A 17,852-nucleotide genomic window follows, 5' to 3' on the forward strand; every position below is an offset into this window, starting at 1 on the left:
GTTAGCGAAGAATTACTTTAATCCGGATTCATCAATTATTCTTACAACCGGATACCTCCTATACGATTTCTCATAATTAGTGGAATGAGTATAAATAAAATAAAGCTGGGCTTCCTGATCCTTTGCGAATGAAATGTCTTGTATTTTTTTGTTTTCAAAAATATTTTTTAGAGAAGCATTTTCCTTTAATAGCTCAGCGGCCTTTTCTTCCCAAACGTAATCTGAAAAATATTCCTTCTCCATAAGTATCGGGTCAAAAAAATTCCATGCAAAGTAAGAGTCCACGCCCTGCGGTTCCAGCATTTCCACTATGTAACGATTTGCCGGCTGATCTAATGGAATAAGGTAATCTCCTTGAAAAAATGGGAACGTTTGTTCTTCTGAATGAACGGTTACTTTAGAATGGATATAATGTCCCTCATAAGCCTCTTTCGAAGTGTTGAATGTGTCGATATAATATACCTGTGCTTTGATAAAGGTGTCTTTGGATAAAGGGACCATCTGAACGCCGTTTAGCGTTAAACGCCTGATCACTTGTTCCCACGCCTGTGGAACAATGTATCCAAAAGGTTTTTCAATTATTTCTGAAGCTGTATAATGATTAAAATATTTTACTTGCTGTTCATAAGGCAGGCTTTTATTGTAATACAATCGGGGCTGACCACTGACTTCACTTGGCCTGTATTCTGCAGTAAATCCTTTGAAAGGAATTAAACTGAAATTATTCTCATCAAGGTTCCATTGGAGAGCAAATTCTTTTTGCTGACTTACTTTTAGATCTGCACTTTCTTTATTCTCACCGACTTGTAAATAATCACGGTTGATGATGCGGGTAACTTCCATCAATAAGTGGTAAGTTGAAAATACACGGGCCTTGTATGGTTTCAGCATGTGGGTTTCGGGCATCATTCCAATGCAGTTAAAAAGAGCAGCATAACCTGTTGAGAAACGCGGTGTCTCCAGGAATGCAACTATCCCTGAGTCAGGTGTCGTATTGATTGGATTTACGTAAGGTGTCACTTCATAACCGGCATCTTTCATGGCAGCATTTAAGTCAGGAAGCAAAACTTTTTCCTGGTAAGCTGAAAGTGTAGGGTTTAATTTATCAGGCTGAGTGGAAATCAACGTCATGGTATATTGGTAATCAGCTCCATCGCTTACGTGTGTATCGATAAATATTTCCGGTTTCCACTCCTGGAATATCTGCGTGAACGTTTGCGCCTCACGTGAATCACATTTTACAAAATCGCGGTTGAGATCATAGTTCTGCGCAGTTCCGCGGAAGCCGTACTCTTCTGGTCCGTTTTGATTTGCCCTGGAAGAGCTTCCCCGGTTCAGCATGCCACTCACATTATACACAGGGATGATAATGATCACCACATGATCGAGCAGAGACTGCAAATCTTTCTTAACTAAAATATCACGAGCGAACATCATGCTTGCATCAATACCATCCGGTTCGCCGGGGTGGATTCCGTTATTGATGAGAAGAATCCTCTTGTTCGTTTTCCGAATCTGAACCGGATCAAAAATTTTATCCCTGGAAAGGATCATCAGGTGTAAAGGCTTTCCAATGCTGGTAGTTCCGTAAGTGGTTAATTTCGCTTCATTATATAAACCATCTAATTTTTCATAATAGGAAATACACTCCTGGTACGTCGTGCTCTGATTACCGTTGCCTTTTTCGAATGGAGTACGCAGGTCATTATCAATTAAATTCATAAGCATAATTGTTTGTAGCAGGAAAATAAATGACCACTTACAGAAGGCAGTAACTATTATTCAGAAAACCAAATCAGTCCGGTAATTAAAAGAAATAGATCGTATTAACAATTCAACAGATAAATTGAAAAAATAGGAATTAGTTATTTATTCAACTATTTTTTTTCGTAACACATTTAATTAAAGCAAACACTCGATGAAAAAATCTTACTTATTGATGGCTGTAGCCGGATATATAATTCCTAATATTTGGGTGGCAATAGAATCTTATAAAATAGGAAACTTCCTGTTGTGGCTCGATCCAAATGCCACCCATAAATGGAATGTTTGACAACCGGATCTCAACAGCCTTCATTTTTAATCTATTATTTGCTGTATTGGTTTTTGTATCTGGGTGTATAGAGAATCAAAAAAATTTAAAATCAAAAATCCATGGAAATACTGGCTCCTTACTTTTCTTTTTGGATTAGCCGGCACGCTACCCTTATTTCTTTATGAACGTGAAAAGCGTTGGAAAAAGATAATCGCGTGTTTGAAGTTCCATGCTGATATTATAAAATAAATGTTTTACCAGATTCTCACGCGCAAGCTGTCTGGCACATACATTTTATCGCCAGGCTTCACATTAAAGGCTGTATAAAAGTCGTCAACGTTTGTAACAGGGCCGTTTACACGCTGGAAATTTGGGGCGTGCACATCGGTCTTTACCCTAACTGCTAATGCCTCAGGCCGTATTTGCCCATACCAGGAAAGCGCAAAGCCAATAAAATAACGCTGAAGCGGAGTAAACCCTTCAATTGTTTTTCCAGCCTTATATTCATCGGTCTTTTTATAGGCATCCAGGCCAAGCAGCATGCCGCCCAGATCGGCTATATTTTCTCCCTGCTCAGCTTCACCATTAAGGTGAATACTGTCGAGCACTAAGTAGTTGTTAAACTGTTTTACAATTTTGCCGGTACGCGATAAAAATTTAGTACGATCTTCTGTACTCCACCACTCTTTCAGATTCCCTTTCTCATCAAACTGGCTGCCCTGGTCATCGAAGCCATGTGTTATTTCATGGCCAATGGTGGACCCTGCAGCATATCCATACATAATGGCATCATCCACGCATGAATCGGATATACCGGGCACTACAAAAGCTGCGGCCGGCAATACAATTTCGTTATTGGATGGATTGTAATAGGCATTCCACGTTTGCGGTGTCATATCCCATTCCGTACGGTCAACCGGCTTTCCCAGTTTTGCAATTTCAAAATCGCTGAACCATTTACGGGCACCGATTTCATTTTCAGCATAAGAATTTCTATTGATGGACAGAGAAGAATAGTCCCGCCATTTATCCGGATAACCCACCTTCTTCATTACTGTACTTAATTTTTCTACGGCTTTTTGTTTTGTGGAATCGCTCATCCAGTCAAGCTGGCTTATACGATTGCGGTAGGCATCTATCACATTATCCACCATTTTATCGTATCGGCCTTTGGTTTTTACAGAATAATATCTTTCTATATACAATTGACCGAGCATGAAGCCCATCACATTTTCCTCTTCATCCAGTACCCGCTTCCATCGGGGACGCTGTTCCTTTGTTCCATTCAGAATGGTATCATAGAAATGAAAATTTTCTTTGTCGAAAGCGCTGCTTAAAAATTCCGCGTAAGTATTTACCAATTGCCAGCGCAGGTACGTCTTCCAGGTTTCGAGTCCAGCCTGTTTCAGTAATGATTCCAGTTGCGTAAAAAATTCCGGCTGACCTACAATTACCGTATCCAGTGATTTTATTCCTCCAGCAGCCAGCAGCTCATTCCAGTTTACTGATGGGGTAATCTTTGTAAGTGCTGCCACATCCATCTTATTATAATTTTTATATGGATCACGGAGATCAGCTAGCTTGCGCGATTTTTCTGCCAGGGATGTTTCCAGCTTCATTACCCCATCTGCATTTTTTGCAGCGGTTGCTTCATCATCACCCATTAACACAAACATTTTTGCAACGTGTTTTACATATTCATCACGAATATTTTTTGTAGCATGATCTTTATCGAAGTAATAGTCACGGTCAGGCAATCCGAGACCGCCCTGACCTAAATGGAATGCAATTTTTTCACTGTTTTTCTCATCCTGGTAGATATAATTTCCGAAGGCAGCACCCACCCCGATAGATTGCAAATGGCCGATTTCTTTTATTAAGCCATTCTTATCCTGAATACTATTTATCAAATCCAATTCAGGCTGCAATGGTTTCAAACCCTGCTGTTCAGTGTTTAAAGTATCCATTCCGGCATGCCAGAAGTCGCCGATCTTTTGCCAGTTGCTGCCCTGATCCGCTTTTTTGGTGGCCGCTTCATCATTAATGGCTTTCATACGGACATAATTCTCTTCATTTACAAGCTTCCAGATGCCCCATGAATTTTCTGAAGCTGGTATGGGATTGTCTTTTATCCATTTTCCCATTGTGTACATAAAAAAATTATCCTGCGGCCGTACTGTAGTATCAACGTAATCAGTGAGGAACGTTTCAGAATTACAGGCAGACCGCTGCTGCTTTTTAGCGGACTGGGAGCACGAGCAGATAGTAATGGCGGCAAGCAGAACTATGGAGTAATTTACAAAAGCATTCATTAGAGGAAATTTAAACAATGATAAATCAAAATGACCTGGGTGTTAACAGCTATAAATTACAATTGCATGATTGGCTTAATCCGGTTATATAAATCGAACTGTTGTTATTCAGCTGATTTATACATCTCTTTCCACAATTGATTAAAGGACTTAGGTGCTACTTTGAACATTTCACGATGAGTTCCCCATGATTTTTTGAACAGGAAATTAAGCATGTAGTTTTTCATCTTCTCACCACCTATATTCATAAGACTGCGGTTAAGCATGGCGCGCTTCCAGGCATACCACCCGAATTTTTCAGATTTGCTGTAGTTTCCATCCATTACAGAATCATGCCTGTTAATCACTAACAAATTGTGCAAATTTATTTTGATGGGACATACTTCAGTACAATTGCCACACAGGGAAGAGGCAAAGCTCAGGTGCTTATACTCCTTCATTCCACGCAGGTGAGGAGTAATTACAGAACCGATCGGTCCTGTATAAGTGGTCTGATAGGCGTGTCCACCAATATTTTTATAAATAGGGCATGCATTTAAACAGGCCCCGCAACGGATGCAGTATAATGCTTCACGCTGTACAGCCTCTGCAAGCAATTCAGTTCTGCCATTGTCCATCAGTATCACAATCATTTCCTCAGGTCCATCCACCTCATTTTCCTGGCGGGGGCCTGTTACTACAGTATTATATACTGAAATCTGCTGACCGGTACCAAAGGTTGCGAGTAACGGGAGAAACAGATGCAAATCATTATAAGACGGAATAACCTTTTCTATTCCCACTAAAACAATATGCACTTTAGGGAAAGTTATGGTAAGCCTGGCATTGCCTTCATTTTCAAGTATGAGCACGCCGCCAATATCAGGCAGTATAAAATTTGCTCCTGTAATGCCAATATCAGCCTGCAAATACTTCTGCCTCAATTGTTCTCTTGCTATTAATGTAATTTCCTGCGGCGTTGATTCTATCGGTGTGCCAAAGTTTTCATTAAACACACGGGCAACATCTTCCTTAGACTTATGCATCGCGGGTGTTACGATGTGAAAAGGAGGCTCCCCATCGAGCTGCTGTATGTATTCACCTAAATCGGTTTCTACCACTTCAACATTCATCTTCTCCAGGAATTGATTTAAGTGCACCTCTTCGGTAGTCATTGATTTGGATTTCACTACCGACCGTGCGCCTACTCTCTTTATTACGGATTCAATTTCTTTCAGAGCTTCCTCTTTATCTTCTGCCCATACCACCTTTGCTCCGCGTTTACTGATATTTGATTCAAATTCGAGAAGGTACTTATCAAGATTGGCAATGGCTTTCCATTTCAAATTTTTTGCTCGTTGCTTGGCCAGCTCAAGGTCAGTGTATTGAAGCTTGCCCTTTTTAACTGTATCCGCATATTTACCAATATTATAATTCAGTTTGTGATGCAGCTCTTTATCGGCCGCTGTCTTATGGGCCGCTTCTAAAAAGGATTCCACCGTGGATACTGCCATAGACAATAAATTTTTATGGATGCCACATGTTACCGGCGCATATTCCGGTTGCAAAGGCAGCAGTTGACTTGCGCGCAAAAATAATAACAAATGAGGGATGGCACCGGGAAATAGTTTGAGGTTTTTCACACACTTGTCTAAAAGCAATTGGTGTCTGAGGAGCCTATTCTTCAAATTTCTTTTACCAGATCATGACGTTGTATGCCTTCTTTTCGTCGAATTTTATAAATGCTGTGGCTGTAATTATGCAACTTTATTCACGTGAACCATTCCTAATAAATTTCTTCATGAAAATAATTTTCCTTTTTTCCTCTTTTGCTGCTGTATTTCTAGTTGCATCCATGCCTGTTTTATTTCGCGCTAACTATAATTTGTCGTCGGAACTAAACAATAAGAAAACATTCAAAGAAAATTCCATGGAAGCGTATGAAGCGCTTACGTTTCTTACTGCAAGAGATGCTTTTCCAAACAATGATATACCAGCCGATGGTTACAGGAAAGCCTGGGAAAGGCATGGCCAAATATTGGCAGCAATGAATAAGCGTGCATCAGCAGACCAGAGCCCGTGGCAGAATATAGGACCAACCAATACCGGTGGAAGGACGATCAGCATAGCAATTGATCCGGCAGATACTTTTGTAATCTGGCTTGGCTCAGCCAGCGGTGGATTATGGAAATCCAGTACAGGTGGCATCGGGGAAAACACCTGGTCGTACATACCCACCGGGTTTCCGGTATTAGGTGTTGGCGGCATTGCAATTAATCCTTCTAATTCTCAGGAAATGTTTATTGGTACCGGTGAAGTTTATGCCTATGGCACATCAACAAATGGCCTCGTGGACCGCACTCAAAGGGGTTCCTATGGCATAGGAATTTTAAAAACTACTGATGGAGGTGCCACCTGGTCCACATCACTGGATTGGAGCTTTCAGCAGCAGAGGGGAGCATGGGAAATTATTTATAACCCACAGAATCCAGAATCACTTTTAGCTGCCACCACAGAAGGTATATACAGAACAGATGACGATGGACTAACCTGGAGTAATGTTTTAGATCAGAAAATGGTAATGGATATATTATGGGATCCAATAGATACCAGCATTGCCTATGCAGGAGTTGGTAATGAAGAGTCCAAAGGAAAAGGAATTTATAAGTCTGTTGACGGAGGAAGGACATGGGTTTTGCTTACTAATGGATTACCCGCATATACAGAAGATGGCCGTATTAACCTGGCCTTTGATCCGGCAGATCATAATATCTTGTTCGCGCATATTGCGAACAGGTTCAATACTCTGGGAATGTACAAAAGCATTGATAATGCCGAATCATGGTCTAAACTGCCATACACTGATATTGCATCTTACCAGGGCTGGTATGCAAAAGGATTATTGATCAATAAAAATGATCAGTCAGAAATTCTGGCAGCAGGAGTTGATATTTTTAAATCGGAAAATTCCGGTAGCTTATTCATTAACACTACCAATTTTAATTCGAATGGCGACATCAGTAAATTTCATGCTGATGTGCACGACGTAATTTCAAATCCATTAGACCCCGATCAGGTTTATGCCATTACAGATGGAGGTCTCTATCGTTCAGGTGATTTTGGATCTACTTTTTATCCCTGCGTTGATGGTTATGTAGCAGGTCAGTTTTATATCGGTTCTCTATCTGCTACCGATCCTGATTTAGCTTTGGGCGGATTACAGGATAACAATACTTTTATCTACACCGGACTGCCTGCATGGACAGAAAGTAATATCGGCGGTGACGGAAGCTATAATGCCATTGATCAAACGGATGATTATATTCAGTACGGATCGGCACAATACCTTTTTATGGCCAAGTCAACAGACCGTGGCAATATATTCGACTATTTATTTATTCCGGACTCACAGCAGGGTACCGTTGCTTTCCTGGCGCCATTCGTATTAAGTCCGTCAGATCAGGAGACCATCTATGCAGGTGCGTCCACTCTTTACAAAACAACCGATGCTGGACTTACCTGGTTGCAGACACAACCGGATCCGGTGGATGGAGGGAATGCAATTCTATCTATTGCTGTATCTGCTTCAAACACTGACATCTTATATTTTGGCACAGCACCCAGCGATTTTAACCCGATGCACCTTTTCCGTAGTGACGATGGAGGGTTTACCATTCACGATATTTCAAACGGTTTACCTAATCGCTACCCGAACAGGATTGCGGTGAATCCTTTAAATGATCAGGAGCTCTATGTGGTTTTCAGCGGCTTCGGAGGCGGACACATTTTTAAGTCAGAAAACGGAGGCAGTTCATGGACAGATATAAGCATTTCTTTACCGGATCTGCCATTTCATTGTCTTACCATTGATCCGCTTCAGCCAAAGAATCTTTATGCAGGATGTGATTTTACTGTATATGCGTCTACGGATGGAGGATTGTCATGGTTTACCTACGCAACAAATTTTCCGGATGCAGTAATGGTGTTCGATCTGGTAATTTCTCCAGGCGACCGCACATTGCTGGCTTTCACCCATGGTCATGGTGTTTACAAAAACCAGCTTCTCGATGTGAGTGCCGGCATTGCGGAAATTAATGCTTCTTCTTTCACCATTTTTCCGAACCCGGTAAGTGATAGACTGACTATCAGCACTAATAATAAAGGAGGGTTACCGCTGAGTATTAATATTTATAACTCTTTGGGAGCTCTGATCAAAACACAAAAGCTAGTTACAAATTCCGGAGGAAAAATAAGTGTTGATGTTTCTTCGCTTTCGGAAGGCAATTTTTTGGTGTCCCTGGTGGGAAATAATTTATCCCTAACCCGAAAAATGGTGGTATTACGATAATCTTATTGCTATACCATTTAAAAGTAGAAAGATAATTTTTAAAGTGCCATCGAGGCCAAAGCGAAGCAATCTCCTGAGTATGGGTTGTTCCGCAATTACTCGTTTAAAAGAAAACTGTTATTCTATGGTTTTCAATTTACCTCATTATTTCCATAGCGGTAATATATACTTTTTCACGATCGATCACCTTTATATGGTACCATCCATTCTCCAGCCCGGATACATCAATTGCTTTTGAAAATTTTTGTGTGGAATCTTTTACGATCCTCCCTTGTGCATCAATAATCTGGAACCGGATATTTTTGAAGCAATCTTTTGACCGAAGCAGAATGAAGCTGCTTGCAGGATTAGGATAAACAGACACTTCAGTTAAGTTTCCAGGATTTTTAATTCCGAGAACTGAATTAGCAAACAGCCATTCATAGCAAGCGGGAAACTCGCGTGCCCAGAACCACTCCGCATGCTGTCCGTCACTTTGTACTACCGTATCGATCTCTGAGGTGGTGAAGCCGGCAGCAGAGAGTGTATCGTACATCCTTTTTATATCGGGCACCATATCGGTGCTTTCATACCTTCCTGCCACAAAATAAAATTTCTCTGTAAGTGATTTCGGATGATCTGCAGCGTAGGTATAGATTGAATCGTTAAACCATAGAGAGGGAGAAAAGACACCGATCTTGCTGAAGACTTCCGGATACTTTTCCCCTGCATAAAAAGAGATCAATCCACCCATGGAGCTGCCGGCAATCGCCGTGAAATCACGGGTGCTCAGGGTTCGGTAATGCGAATCGACATAGGGCTTAAGTGTGGTTACAATGAAATCCAAATACTCATCACCTTCACCGCCGCCATAAGAAGCATTGATGTAAGGAGAATATTCATCCAGGCGGTATTGACCTCCGTTTTCGATACCGATCACAACAGCGCCTGAATCGCCGTTCATTTGCAGGTTGTGCAGCGTTTCATCCACCTTCCACTCGCCTGCAAAAGAGGTGGAATCGTCGAAGAGGTTCTGTCCGTCGTGCATATAAATCACGGGGTAAAATTTATTGGTTGCAGTACTATAATCATCCGGCAGATAGATCCAGATTTTCCGGGTACGGTTCAGCTGCGGAATGAAGAAAGCCGGATCCATCACCGAGACATTCGGAAGCGCCGTAGAGTGTTTAATGTTCCCTCCGAAGAAATCGTCCCAACCGGCTATAGTCAGGTTGAGCGTATCGCCGTTGCCGTAAGTGAATGTCCGGTTAGGAAGGAAAGAGCCGTCGGCATTGCATTCTCCGCGGCTCCAGTCGCCGCGCGTAAATTTAAATTCAATGGTGCCGCTTCCCTCTACAAGGGTAATGCTATAGGCGGCTGCGTCGGTCTTCATAAGCCGGTACAATGTATCGCCGGGGTTCCAGCCATTAAACGTGCCTGCAATATAAATGTCATCCTTCGAAGGTGTGTTTGACGGAACAGAAATAATGTTGATGGTGACCTGGGCATCAGTAAATATTGCAACAACCAATAGCAAAAGGGAGAAGAAAAATTTCATGAAGCAATTTCGGATAAAAAGGGGAATTGAGAATATGAATTAAACAGGTTTCTATATTTTTTCTAATAATTGGTGACTATTAAAAAAGAACAGGTATATAGTGCACGAAGATTGCTATCGAGCCCATTCAACAATTGAATATAGATATATCCTTACTATGCAACAGGATGTATCTTTTGATAGTTTAAGAAAGAACAAAGACCTTCGAAAGAATTATCAAGGTATCTCATTGATTTTACCCCAAATTCATGTCCTCATTAAATCTTGGAAGAACTTCATTCGGTGATCCTTCGAATAAAGACCGCGTAATTTCAAAAGAGGAAGCGTCAGTATTGCTAGATGACTGGGTGAAGAATGACCGCCTGAAGCTCCACATGAAGCAGGTAGCAGCACTCATGAAGATGTGGGCAAAGGAGAAGGAGTTGCTCAGCGAGCCCGATCAATGGAAATGGGAACTTGCCGGTTTACTGCACGATGCCGACTGGGATCAGTGGCCCGAGGAGCACTGTAAACGGATCATCTCGGAACTGGAAAGCAGAAATGTAGATGCTGAAATTTTGCATGCTATTGCCTCTCATGGCTGGCGCTATTTTGGAATAGAGCCGGAAACAAAAATGGATCAGATGCTCTATGCCTTCGATGAATTATCGGGACTGATCCATGCCTATTCGCTGATGCGGCCCAATGGATATGAGGCCATGGAGGTGAAAGGCGTGAAAAAAAGACTGAAAGAAAAAACCTTTGCAGCAAACGTTTCAAGGGAAGATATTACGGATGCAGCAAACAGAGCTAAAGTCGACATGGATGAGCTGATCTCCTTCATAATCCAGCATCAGCCATTAGTAATGTAAGCCGGCTAAGAAAAGAAATCCCGCATTTTCTCGAAGATATTTTTCTCGTTCTTGCCCGGTTGCGGCTTAAAGTTCGGAGAATCCCGCAGCCGTTCAATGGTACTCTTTTCTTCGCTGCTTAAATCTTTCGGCACCCATACATTTACATGAATAAGCTGATCGCCGGAGCCATAGGCATTTACATTCGGCAACCCTTTTCCCTTTAACCTGAAAATTTCTCCAGCCTGAGTGCCGGGCTTTATCTTTATGCGCGCCTTACCATCAATGGTAGGTACCTCCAGGCTTGTGCCCAGCGCCGCATCTATAAAAGAGATATATAGTTCATAAGCCACGTTATTTCCATCTCGCTTCAGATCCGGATGTTCTTCCTCTTCAATAGAAATAATTAGGTCGCCGGCAGCACCGCCGCGTTCGCCCTCATTTCCTTTTCCGCTCAAAGAAAGCTGCATACCTTCTGCCACGCCTGCAGGTATATCTACCGGAATGGTTTCTTCACCGTATACACGTCCTTCTCCATGGCACGTACTGCACTTTGCAGTAATCATCTGGCCTTCTCCATTACAGGTGGGGCAGGTAGCCGTAGTAGACATCTGCCCAAGTATGGTATTCTGTACGCGGCGCATATAGCCGGTGCCTTTACAGGTAGAACAGGTCTGAAAAGAATTCTTGTCTTTTGCACCGGAGCCATTACAGGTATGGCAGGAAACGTACTTCTTAACCTTAAGCATTTTATGGACGCCTTTGGCTATCTCCTGGAGCGTCAACGGCACTTTTATACGCAGGTTGCCGCCTCTTACGCCCCTGGTTTGTTCACGGGAAGATCTTCCTCCACCAAAAAATGCTTCGAAGGGGCTTCCTCCCAAATCTGAAAAAATATCACCGAAGTTGGTAAAGATATCTTCCATACGCATGCCACCGCCTCCACCTCCGCCAAATCCGCCATTACCTCCTACACCGGCATGTCCGTACTGATCATAACGTCTTTTCTTATCTGTATCACTTAGCACTTCATAAGCTTCTGCAGCTTCCTTGAATTTATCCTCGGCAGATTTATCTCCGGGATTTCTATCAGGATGGAACTGCATTGCAACCTTGCGATAAGATTTTTTTATTTCCTCCGCTGCTGCATTTTTACTCACACCTAATACTTCGTAATAATCTCGCTTTGCTGCCATTATTTTTTCTTTACGAATTACGGATTACGTAATTCATATTATATTTTTATTTACCGACAATTACTTTGGCATGCCGGATTATTTTATCGTTGAGGAAATAGCCTGATTCAATCTCATCCACCACTCTGCCCTTCATATCACGGTCTTCTACCGGAACTTCGGTTATTGCATCGTGAAATTCCGGATTGAATGGTTCACCGATGGAATTCATAGGTTTTAATCCGCGTGATTCAAAAATGTTGTTTAGTTTCTGGTAGATCAATTGGACCCCTTCATTCAAAGCATTTAAGTCCCGTGAAGTCTCCCGTTGTTTCTGCGCACGCTTAAAGTCATCAAGAACCGGCAGGATAGAATTGATTACATCGAGCCCCGCTATTTTGGCAAACTCAGTTCGCTCTTTCGCAGTGCGTTTCTTATAGTTATCAAATTCAGCATACAGCCGCAAATACTTATCGTTAAGCTCTTCTGCTCTTTGCTTTAATTCGGTGTTCTCTTTTTTAAGCTTATCCTTTTTTGATAATCCTAATCTCTTAAGCAACTCATTTCCCTCATTTCCTTCGTCAGCATCTGTGGCTGCGGTGTTTTCGTCACCATCCATTTTTATTTTATTCAGAATTTCTTCACCCGATAAATTTTCAAATTTATCCTGGTTGTTTTCTTCCGGTGATTGACCTGTATTTTCCTGGTTGTTCTCCATTTCAACAAAATTTAAGCAGTAGTGCCACTCAAATGACTTGCCATTCCATCTTTACCGTCAAAGTGTCATCATTAACATTTCGGCGGCCAAAAATAAATGAAATGTATTTAAAACAGGGATCAGGAATCCAGCGTTATAAATGTTTACTATATGTCGAAAGAATTTCTTAGCATCTAATCGTTTTGTAACTTTAAATGTTCTGCTCGTAAGAGGTGGATTATGAAATCGCGGTTGTATCTATATGTTATATTATTGGTTTCGGTGATGCCTGTGCGCACTTCTGCATTTCATATCATCGGAGGAGAGCTTAACTATACGTGCCTTGGAACCTACAATTATGAAATCACCTTAAAAGTCTATCGCGATTGCAGCAATTCTAATGCTGCAGGATTTGATGATCCGGCTTTGATTGCAGTTTATGATGCAAATGCATTTTTGGTCACCCAGCTGGAATTAAGTTTGCCCGGATATTCCAATGTGGAACCTGATAATACAAATCCCTGTCTTCAAATCCCACCGGGCATCTGCGTAGAATATGCTATCTATAAGACCACTGTTTTTCTGCCCCCAAAGGCGGGTGGCTATGATCTGGCATACCAGCGTTGCTGCCGGAACAGCAGTATTGTAAACATAATTGACCCTGATCACGAGGGAGCCACTTACTATGCACATATTCCTGACAACAGTATCGCCGTTTGCAATAGCAACCCAGCATTTAAAAATTATCCTCCTATAGTAATCTGTGTTGATCAGCCACTGATCATTGATCAAAGTGCAACAGATGCTGATGGAGACTCTTTAGTATATTCTTTATGCTCACCTTTTCAGGGTGCATCATACTTAATGCCTATTCCAAATCCGGCACCACCCCCGCCTTACGATACCGTTGTATGGGTTCCTCCTTTTAATGCTTCAAATCCTGTTGGGGGGAATCCCGGAATGCAAATTGACAAAGTTACCGGCTTGCTTACTGCTCATCCTGAAGCTATAGGCCAGTATGTGGTGGGTGTGTGTGTTTCAGAATATAGAAACGGAGTTTTGCTGGGTACCCATGTTCGTGATTTTCAGTTCAACATAACCAGCTGTGACCCCTTGGTTCTGGCAAATTTTAAGGCAGATGAGGAACAAACTGAAAAGGCGGATACCCTATTGGTTTGTACAGTTGGAACAGTTGTGTTTCAGAATTTCAGCTATGGCTCCAATGATTTCTTCTGGGATTTTGGTATCGAAGGCGTATCAGGTGACACATCGCATGAAACCAATCCTTCTTATACCTTTCCCGATACCGGCCTTTACAAAGTAACATTGATCGCTTCTCCGGGAATACCTTGCGGAGATACCACCTACCGATATATTGAAATACGGCGGGGTGTTTCCGCTGATTTTACTTTTAAAAGTTTTTGTGCATACACTCCCGTGCCCTTCAATGACCTGTCTTCATCGCAGGACGGTTATTTAACTCAATGGAATTGGAATTTTGGAGACGGACAAAGCTCCTCCGGGCAAAACCCTGAGCACATTTTTCAGACACCGGGTTTTTTTCCTGTAACCTTAACCGTGAACGATAATCATGGCTGCTCTGCTGATATTATGAAGCAGGTAAGTGTAGATCCTACCCCGAATGTAAATGCTCATCCCGATACTTTTGTATGCAATATAGATACTGTTATGTTACATGCATCAGGAGGCACGGTTTACAGCTGGTCACCTTTCCAAAATATTAATGATACTACTTTTGCAAATCCATTGGTAAATCCTCAGACCACAACTACCTATTTTGTTACTGTGATCAATTCTGAGGGATGTATTAGCAGGGACTCCGTAATGGTTCGGGTAACAGATACAGTTATTGCTGCTACCAGTCCGGATACTATTATCTGCCAGGGGCAAAGCATACAACTTTCTGCTAATAATGCTGTGTATTACCGTTGGTCACCGCCAGACGGCCTAAGCAGTACCATCATTTCTAATCCTGCTTCAACGCCAGATGCCACTACCACTTATTTTGTAAAATCATACATAGGTTCATGCGTTGATGAAGATACTATTGTGATTTCAGTGCTGCCGGTACCTTTGCCCGAGGCAGGACCGGATGTAACCATAAACCAGGGTGATACTACGCAACTCCATGGCAGTGGCGGCGCCTTATACCAGTGGGATCCACCAACTGCTTTAAGCAGTTCTGCGACTGCTGAACCACAGGCAAATCCACTTGCCAGCACTCAATATTCCCTGCTTGTAACCGGCGAAAACGGTTGCTCTTCAAAAGATGAAGTAACAGTGGATGTTACTCACAACCATTTGATTTTTGTTCCAAATGCTTTTACTCCAAACGGAGACGGAATTAATGATTTGTTTCAGTTTTATTCAAAAGGAATAGCACAGATCCTGCAGGTGCAGGTTTTCAACCGCTGGGGAGAACTGGTTTTTTCATCGCATGGCGAAACACCTTTCTGGGATGGAACCTACAAAGGACAACCCTGTAATCTTGATACCTATATATACCAGATAACGGGAGAATCTTACGATGGAAATGTGATCGCTGAGAAGGGCGCTGTGACCCTTATCAGATGATGAAGCTTTTAATGTTGAAATATAAAAGTTCATCAATTGTTAATACATTTACAATTCTCTGTCAGGGGGAAATAAACATATCATTTCACTCGTCTTCAAAACTTTATAACCATGAAAAAATATCATGTGCTGGGAATGATGTCTGGCAGCTCTATGGATGGAGTGGATATTACTTTTTGCAGGCTGGAAGAAGATAATGGAAAATGGCGTTTTGAAATTGAGAAAGCAGAATGTGTGCCTTACCCTCCTAAATGGAGGTTAAGACTTCAAAGTTTGGTTTTACAAAATGCAGTAACTTACTTAAAGACCGATAGCTTTTATGGACATTATTTGGGTGAAGTAGCACGGAAATTCATTCAGGAAAATATGCTGGAAGAGAAGGTGGACTTTATTGCATCCCATGGTCAAACTGTTTTTCATCAACCTGAAAACCAGATGACCAGCCAGATTGGTGATGGTGCGGCTATTTCAGCCGAAACAGGCTTGGCTGTTGTCTGTAATTTCAGAACGATCGATATTGCACTGGGTGGCCAGGGAACACCAATGGCACCTATTGGCGACCAATTGCTTTTTCCTGAATTCAAATTTTTTCTTAATCTGGGTGGCATCGCAAATCTCTCCTGCCGCCTCGATAATAAAATGATCGGTTTTGATGTATGCGGTGCCAATATGGTGCTGAATGCACTGGCCGCAGACATTGACCTGGAATTTGATAAGGATGGAAGTATTGCCCGGTCAGGAAATCTAAATCAAGACCTGTTAAATGAATTAAATACTCAATGGTATTATGAAAAGCCTTATCCGAAGTCTATTGGCGGCGGCTGGGTGACTAAAATATTTCTGCCTGTATTTAAGAAATACCGCCTGCAGATAGAAGATAAATTACGAACTGCTGCCGAGCATATTGCCGTCCAGATCGGTAAGGATCTTAAAAGTATATACGCAACCGAGTACCTTACCAAAGACGATACACAATCAATGCTTGTTACCGGCGGCGGTACCTTTAATAAGTTTCTGCTGGAACGTATTAACTATCACTCTCCTGTTGAAGTGGTAGTTCCAGACCCGATGACCATTAAATTTAAAGAAGGATTACTAACCGGACTCATGGGCGTGTTGCGTCTTCGGGGGGAGGTAAATATGCTTTCTTCGGTAACCGGTGCCTCAGCTGATTCATGTGGTGGCGAAATCTATCAATCGCTCAATCGCAAAGTTGAAATGGCTTAATTAAGTTTGCCATTAGTTACTCCCTGATTTGTTGTAAATATTTATGAAGGAAGAATATATGTTATGGTCTTTGTAACCGGAGGCACAGGTTTTATTGGAACTTATTTACTCCGCGAATTACTGCAGCAAGGCCAGAATGTGAGGGCACTCAAAAGATATGATAGTGTAATTGATCTGGAAGATCATCTTGCGAACCAGATTGAATGGGTGGTAGGGGATGTCCTCGATATTTCATCGCTCGAAGAGGCAATGGTTGGTTGCGAAAAAGTATATCATTGTGCGGCTATGGTTTCATTCCTTTCCCGTGATAGGAAGGCGATAATAAAGGTGAACGCAGAAGGAACTGAGAACGTGGTAAATGCAGCACTGGAGAACAAAGTAAAAAAGTTCGTGCACCTGAGCTCTGTTGCCGCTCTTGGACGCGATACAGATTCAAACCTGTTCACTGAGGATGCAAAATGGGAAGATGGAATAAATAATTCGAATTATGCTATAAGTAAGCACCTGGCGGAGCGGGAAGTATGGCGCGGGGCAGCGGAAGGATTAAAGGTAGTGATAGTAAATCCTTCAATGGTTATCGGCTCAGGTAACTGGAATAAAAGTACCCCCCGTCTTTTTCTTGATACCTGGAAGGGCTTGCCAGCATATACTTCCGGAGGTGTTGGAATTATTTGTGCCGAAGACGTTTCGGCACTTATGTTTAAATTAATGGAAAGCCATATCGAAAATGAGCGCTTCGTTCTAAATGCTGAGAATTGGAAATTAAAAGATTTCTTTTTCAGGATATGCCGTTTGCTAGGCAAAGAGCCGCCACGTTTAAATGCCTCTTATTGGATAACGGAAATAATCTGGAGGATAGAAGCATTAAAATCTATTTTCCTGGATTTTCCTCCTCTTAATTCAAAAGAAACTTCGCGGATGGCTTCGCATGACTCATTTTCAGATAATAGCAAAATTCTGGAAGCCTTACCGTATCGATTCAAACCTGTTGATAGCTGCATTATAGAAATATGCCAACGATTTTTACAAAGTATAACCGATGCTAAGGTTAATCATTTATCTGGAAAAGATTTTTTTTAGTTCCTATAAAATAAAAATTGCCCTCCCGGAATGGAAA

12 protein-coding genes are annotated in these 17,852 nt (G+C 41.9%); 6 read left to right on the forward strand and 6 right to left on the reverse strand.

All coding sequences use genetic code 11. From position 1 onward, the window contains the following. Positions 1–12: 12 nt before the first annotated feature. The gene (locus H0W62_12510) at positions 13–1,728 is read right to left on the reverse strand and encodes a M14 family metallopeptidase (GenBank protein MBA3649352.1); all 1,716 of its coding nucleotides are present in this window, start codon (positions 1,726–1,728) and stop codon (positions 13–15) included. 388 nt (positions 1,729–2,116) lie between these two features. Between H0W62_12510 and H0W62_12515 the strand changes: the two genes are divergently transcribed. Continuing rightward, complete coding sequence (locus tag H0W62_12515) at positions 2,117–2,284, forward strand: DUF2834 domain-containing protein (GenBank protein ID MBA3649353.1); 168 nt, start codon at positions 2,117–2,119, stop codon at positions 2,282–2,284. 5 nt (positions 2,285–2,289) lie between these two features. Here the strand turns inward: H0W62_12515 and H0W62_12520 are convergent, their stop codons facing one another. Continuing rightward, positions 2,290–4,347 carry a M13 family metallopeptidase gene (locus H0W62_12520; GenBank protein ID MBA3649354.1) on the reverse strand — a complete coding sequence of 686 codons (2,058 nt, stop codon included), beginning with the start codon at positions 4,345–4,347 and terminating at the stop codon, positions 2,290–2,292. Between the two features lie 104 nt (positions 4,348–4,451). Further along, on the reverse strand, positions 4,452–5,840 hold the full coding sequence (locus tag H0W62_12525; protein MBA3649355.1) for an iron-sulfur cluster-binding protein: 1,389 nt from the start codon (positions 5,838–5,840) through the stop codon (positions 4,452–4,454). A 287-nt stretch (positions 5,841–6,127) separates the two neighbouring features. Between H0W62_12525 and H0W62_12530 the strand changes: the two genes are divergently transcribed. After that, positions 6,128–8,674: a T9SS type A sorting domain-containing protein gene (locus tag H0W62_12530; protein ID MBA3649356.1), complete on the forward strand. Its 2,547-nt coding sequence runs from the start codon at positions 6,128–6,130 to the stop codon at positions 8,672–8,674. Between the two features lie 136 nt (positions 8,675–8,810). Here H0W62_12530 and H0W62_12535 read toward each other — a convergent pair whose 3' ends face one another. Next, positions 8,811–10,211 (reverse strand): T9SS type A sorting domain-containing protein, encoded by a 1,401-nt coding sequence (locus H0W62_12535; protein ID MBA3649357.1) that lies wholly within the window; start codon positions 10,209–10,211, stop codon positions 8,811–8,813. 248 nt (positions 10,212–10,459) lie between these two features. Here H0W62_12535 and H0W62_12540 point away from each other — a divergent pair, with 248 nt between their 5' ends. Then, entirely contained in the window at positions 10,460–11,062 is a 603-nt protein-coding gene (locus H0W62_12540) for a hydrolase (GenBank protein MBA3649358.1), read from the forward strand. 5 nt (positions 11,063–11,067) lie between these two features. On the opposite strand, the gene dnaJ is transcribed toward H0W62_12540, so the two are convergent. Together dnaJ and H0W62_12550 are read right to left on the reverse strand one after the other, a co-directional pair. Continuing rightward, the gene (dnaJ, locus tag H0W62_12545) at positions 11,068–12,237 is read right to left on the reverse strand and encodes a molecular chaperone DnaJ (protein ID MBA3649359.1); all 1,170 of its coding nucleotides are present in this window, start codon (positions 12,235–12,237) and stop codon (positions 11,068–11,070) included. Positions 12,238–12,283: 46 nt separating this feature from the next. Then, on the reverse strand, positions 12,284–12,934 hold the full coding sequence (locus H0W62_12550; protein ID MBA3649360.1) for a nucleotide exchange factor GrpE: 651 nt from the start codon (positions 12,932–12,934) through the stop codon (positions 12,284–12,286). Between the two features lie 264 nt (positions 12,935–13,198). Here H0W62_12550 and H0W62_12555 point away from each other — a divergent pair, with 264 nt between their 5' ends. The 3 genes from H0W62_12555 (at position 13,199) to H0W62_12565 (ending at position 17,815) form a co-directional block, all read left to right on the forward strand. Next, positions 13,199–15,508, forward strand: coding sequence for a gliding motility-associated C-terminal domain-containing protein (locus tag H0W62_12555; protein MBA3649361.1), 2,310 nt, complete (start codon positions 13,199–13,201; stop codon positions 15,506–15,508). 111 nt (positions 15,509–15,619) lie between these two features. After that, a complete protein-coding gene (locus H0W62_12560; protein MBA3649362.1) occupies positions 15,620–16,735 on the forward strand; it encodes an anhydro-N-acetylmuramic acid kinase in 1,116 nt (371 codons plus the stop codon). A 63-nt stretch (positions 16,736–16,798) separates the two neighbouring features. Further along, entirely contained in the window at positions 16,799–17,815 is a 1,017-nt protein-coding gene (locus tag H0W62_12565) for an NAD-dependent epimerase/dehydratase family protein (protein ID MBA3649363.1), read from the forward strand. The last annotated feature ends 37 nt before the right edge of the window (positions 17,816–17,852 follow it).

The organism is Chitinophagales bacterium, from assembly GCA_013816805.1.
In the GTDB taxonomy this organism is placed as follows: domain Bacteria; phylum Bacteroidota; class Bacteroidia; order Chitinophagales; family UBA10324; genus MGR-bin340.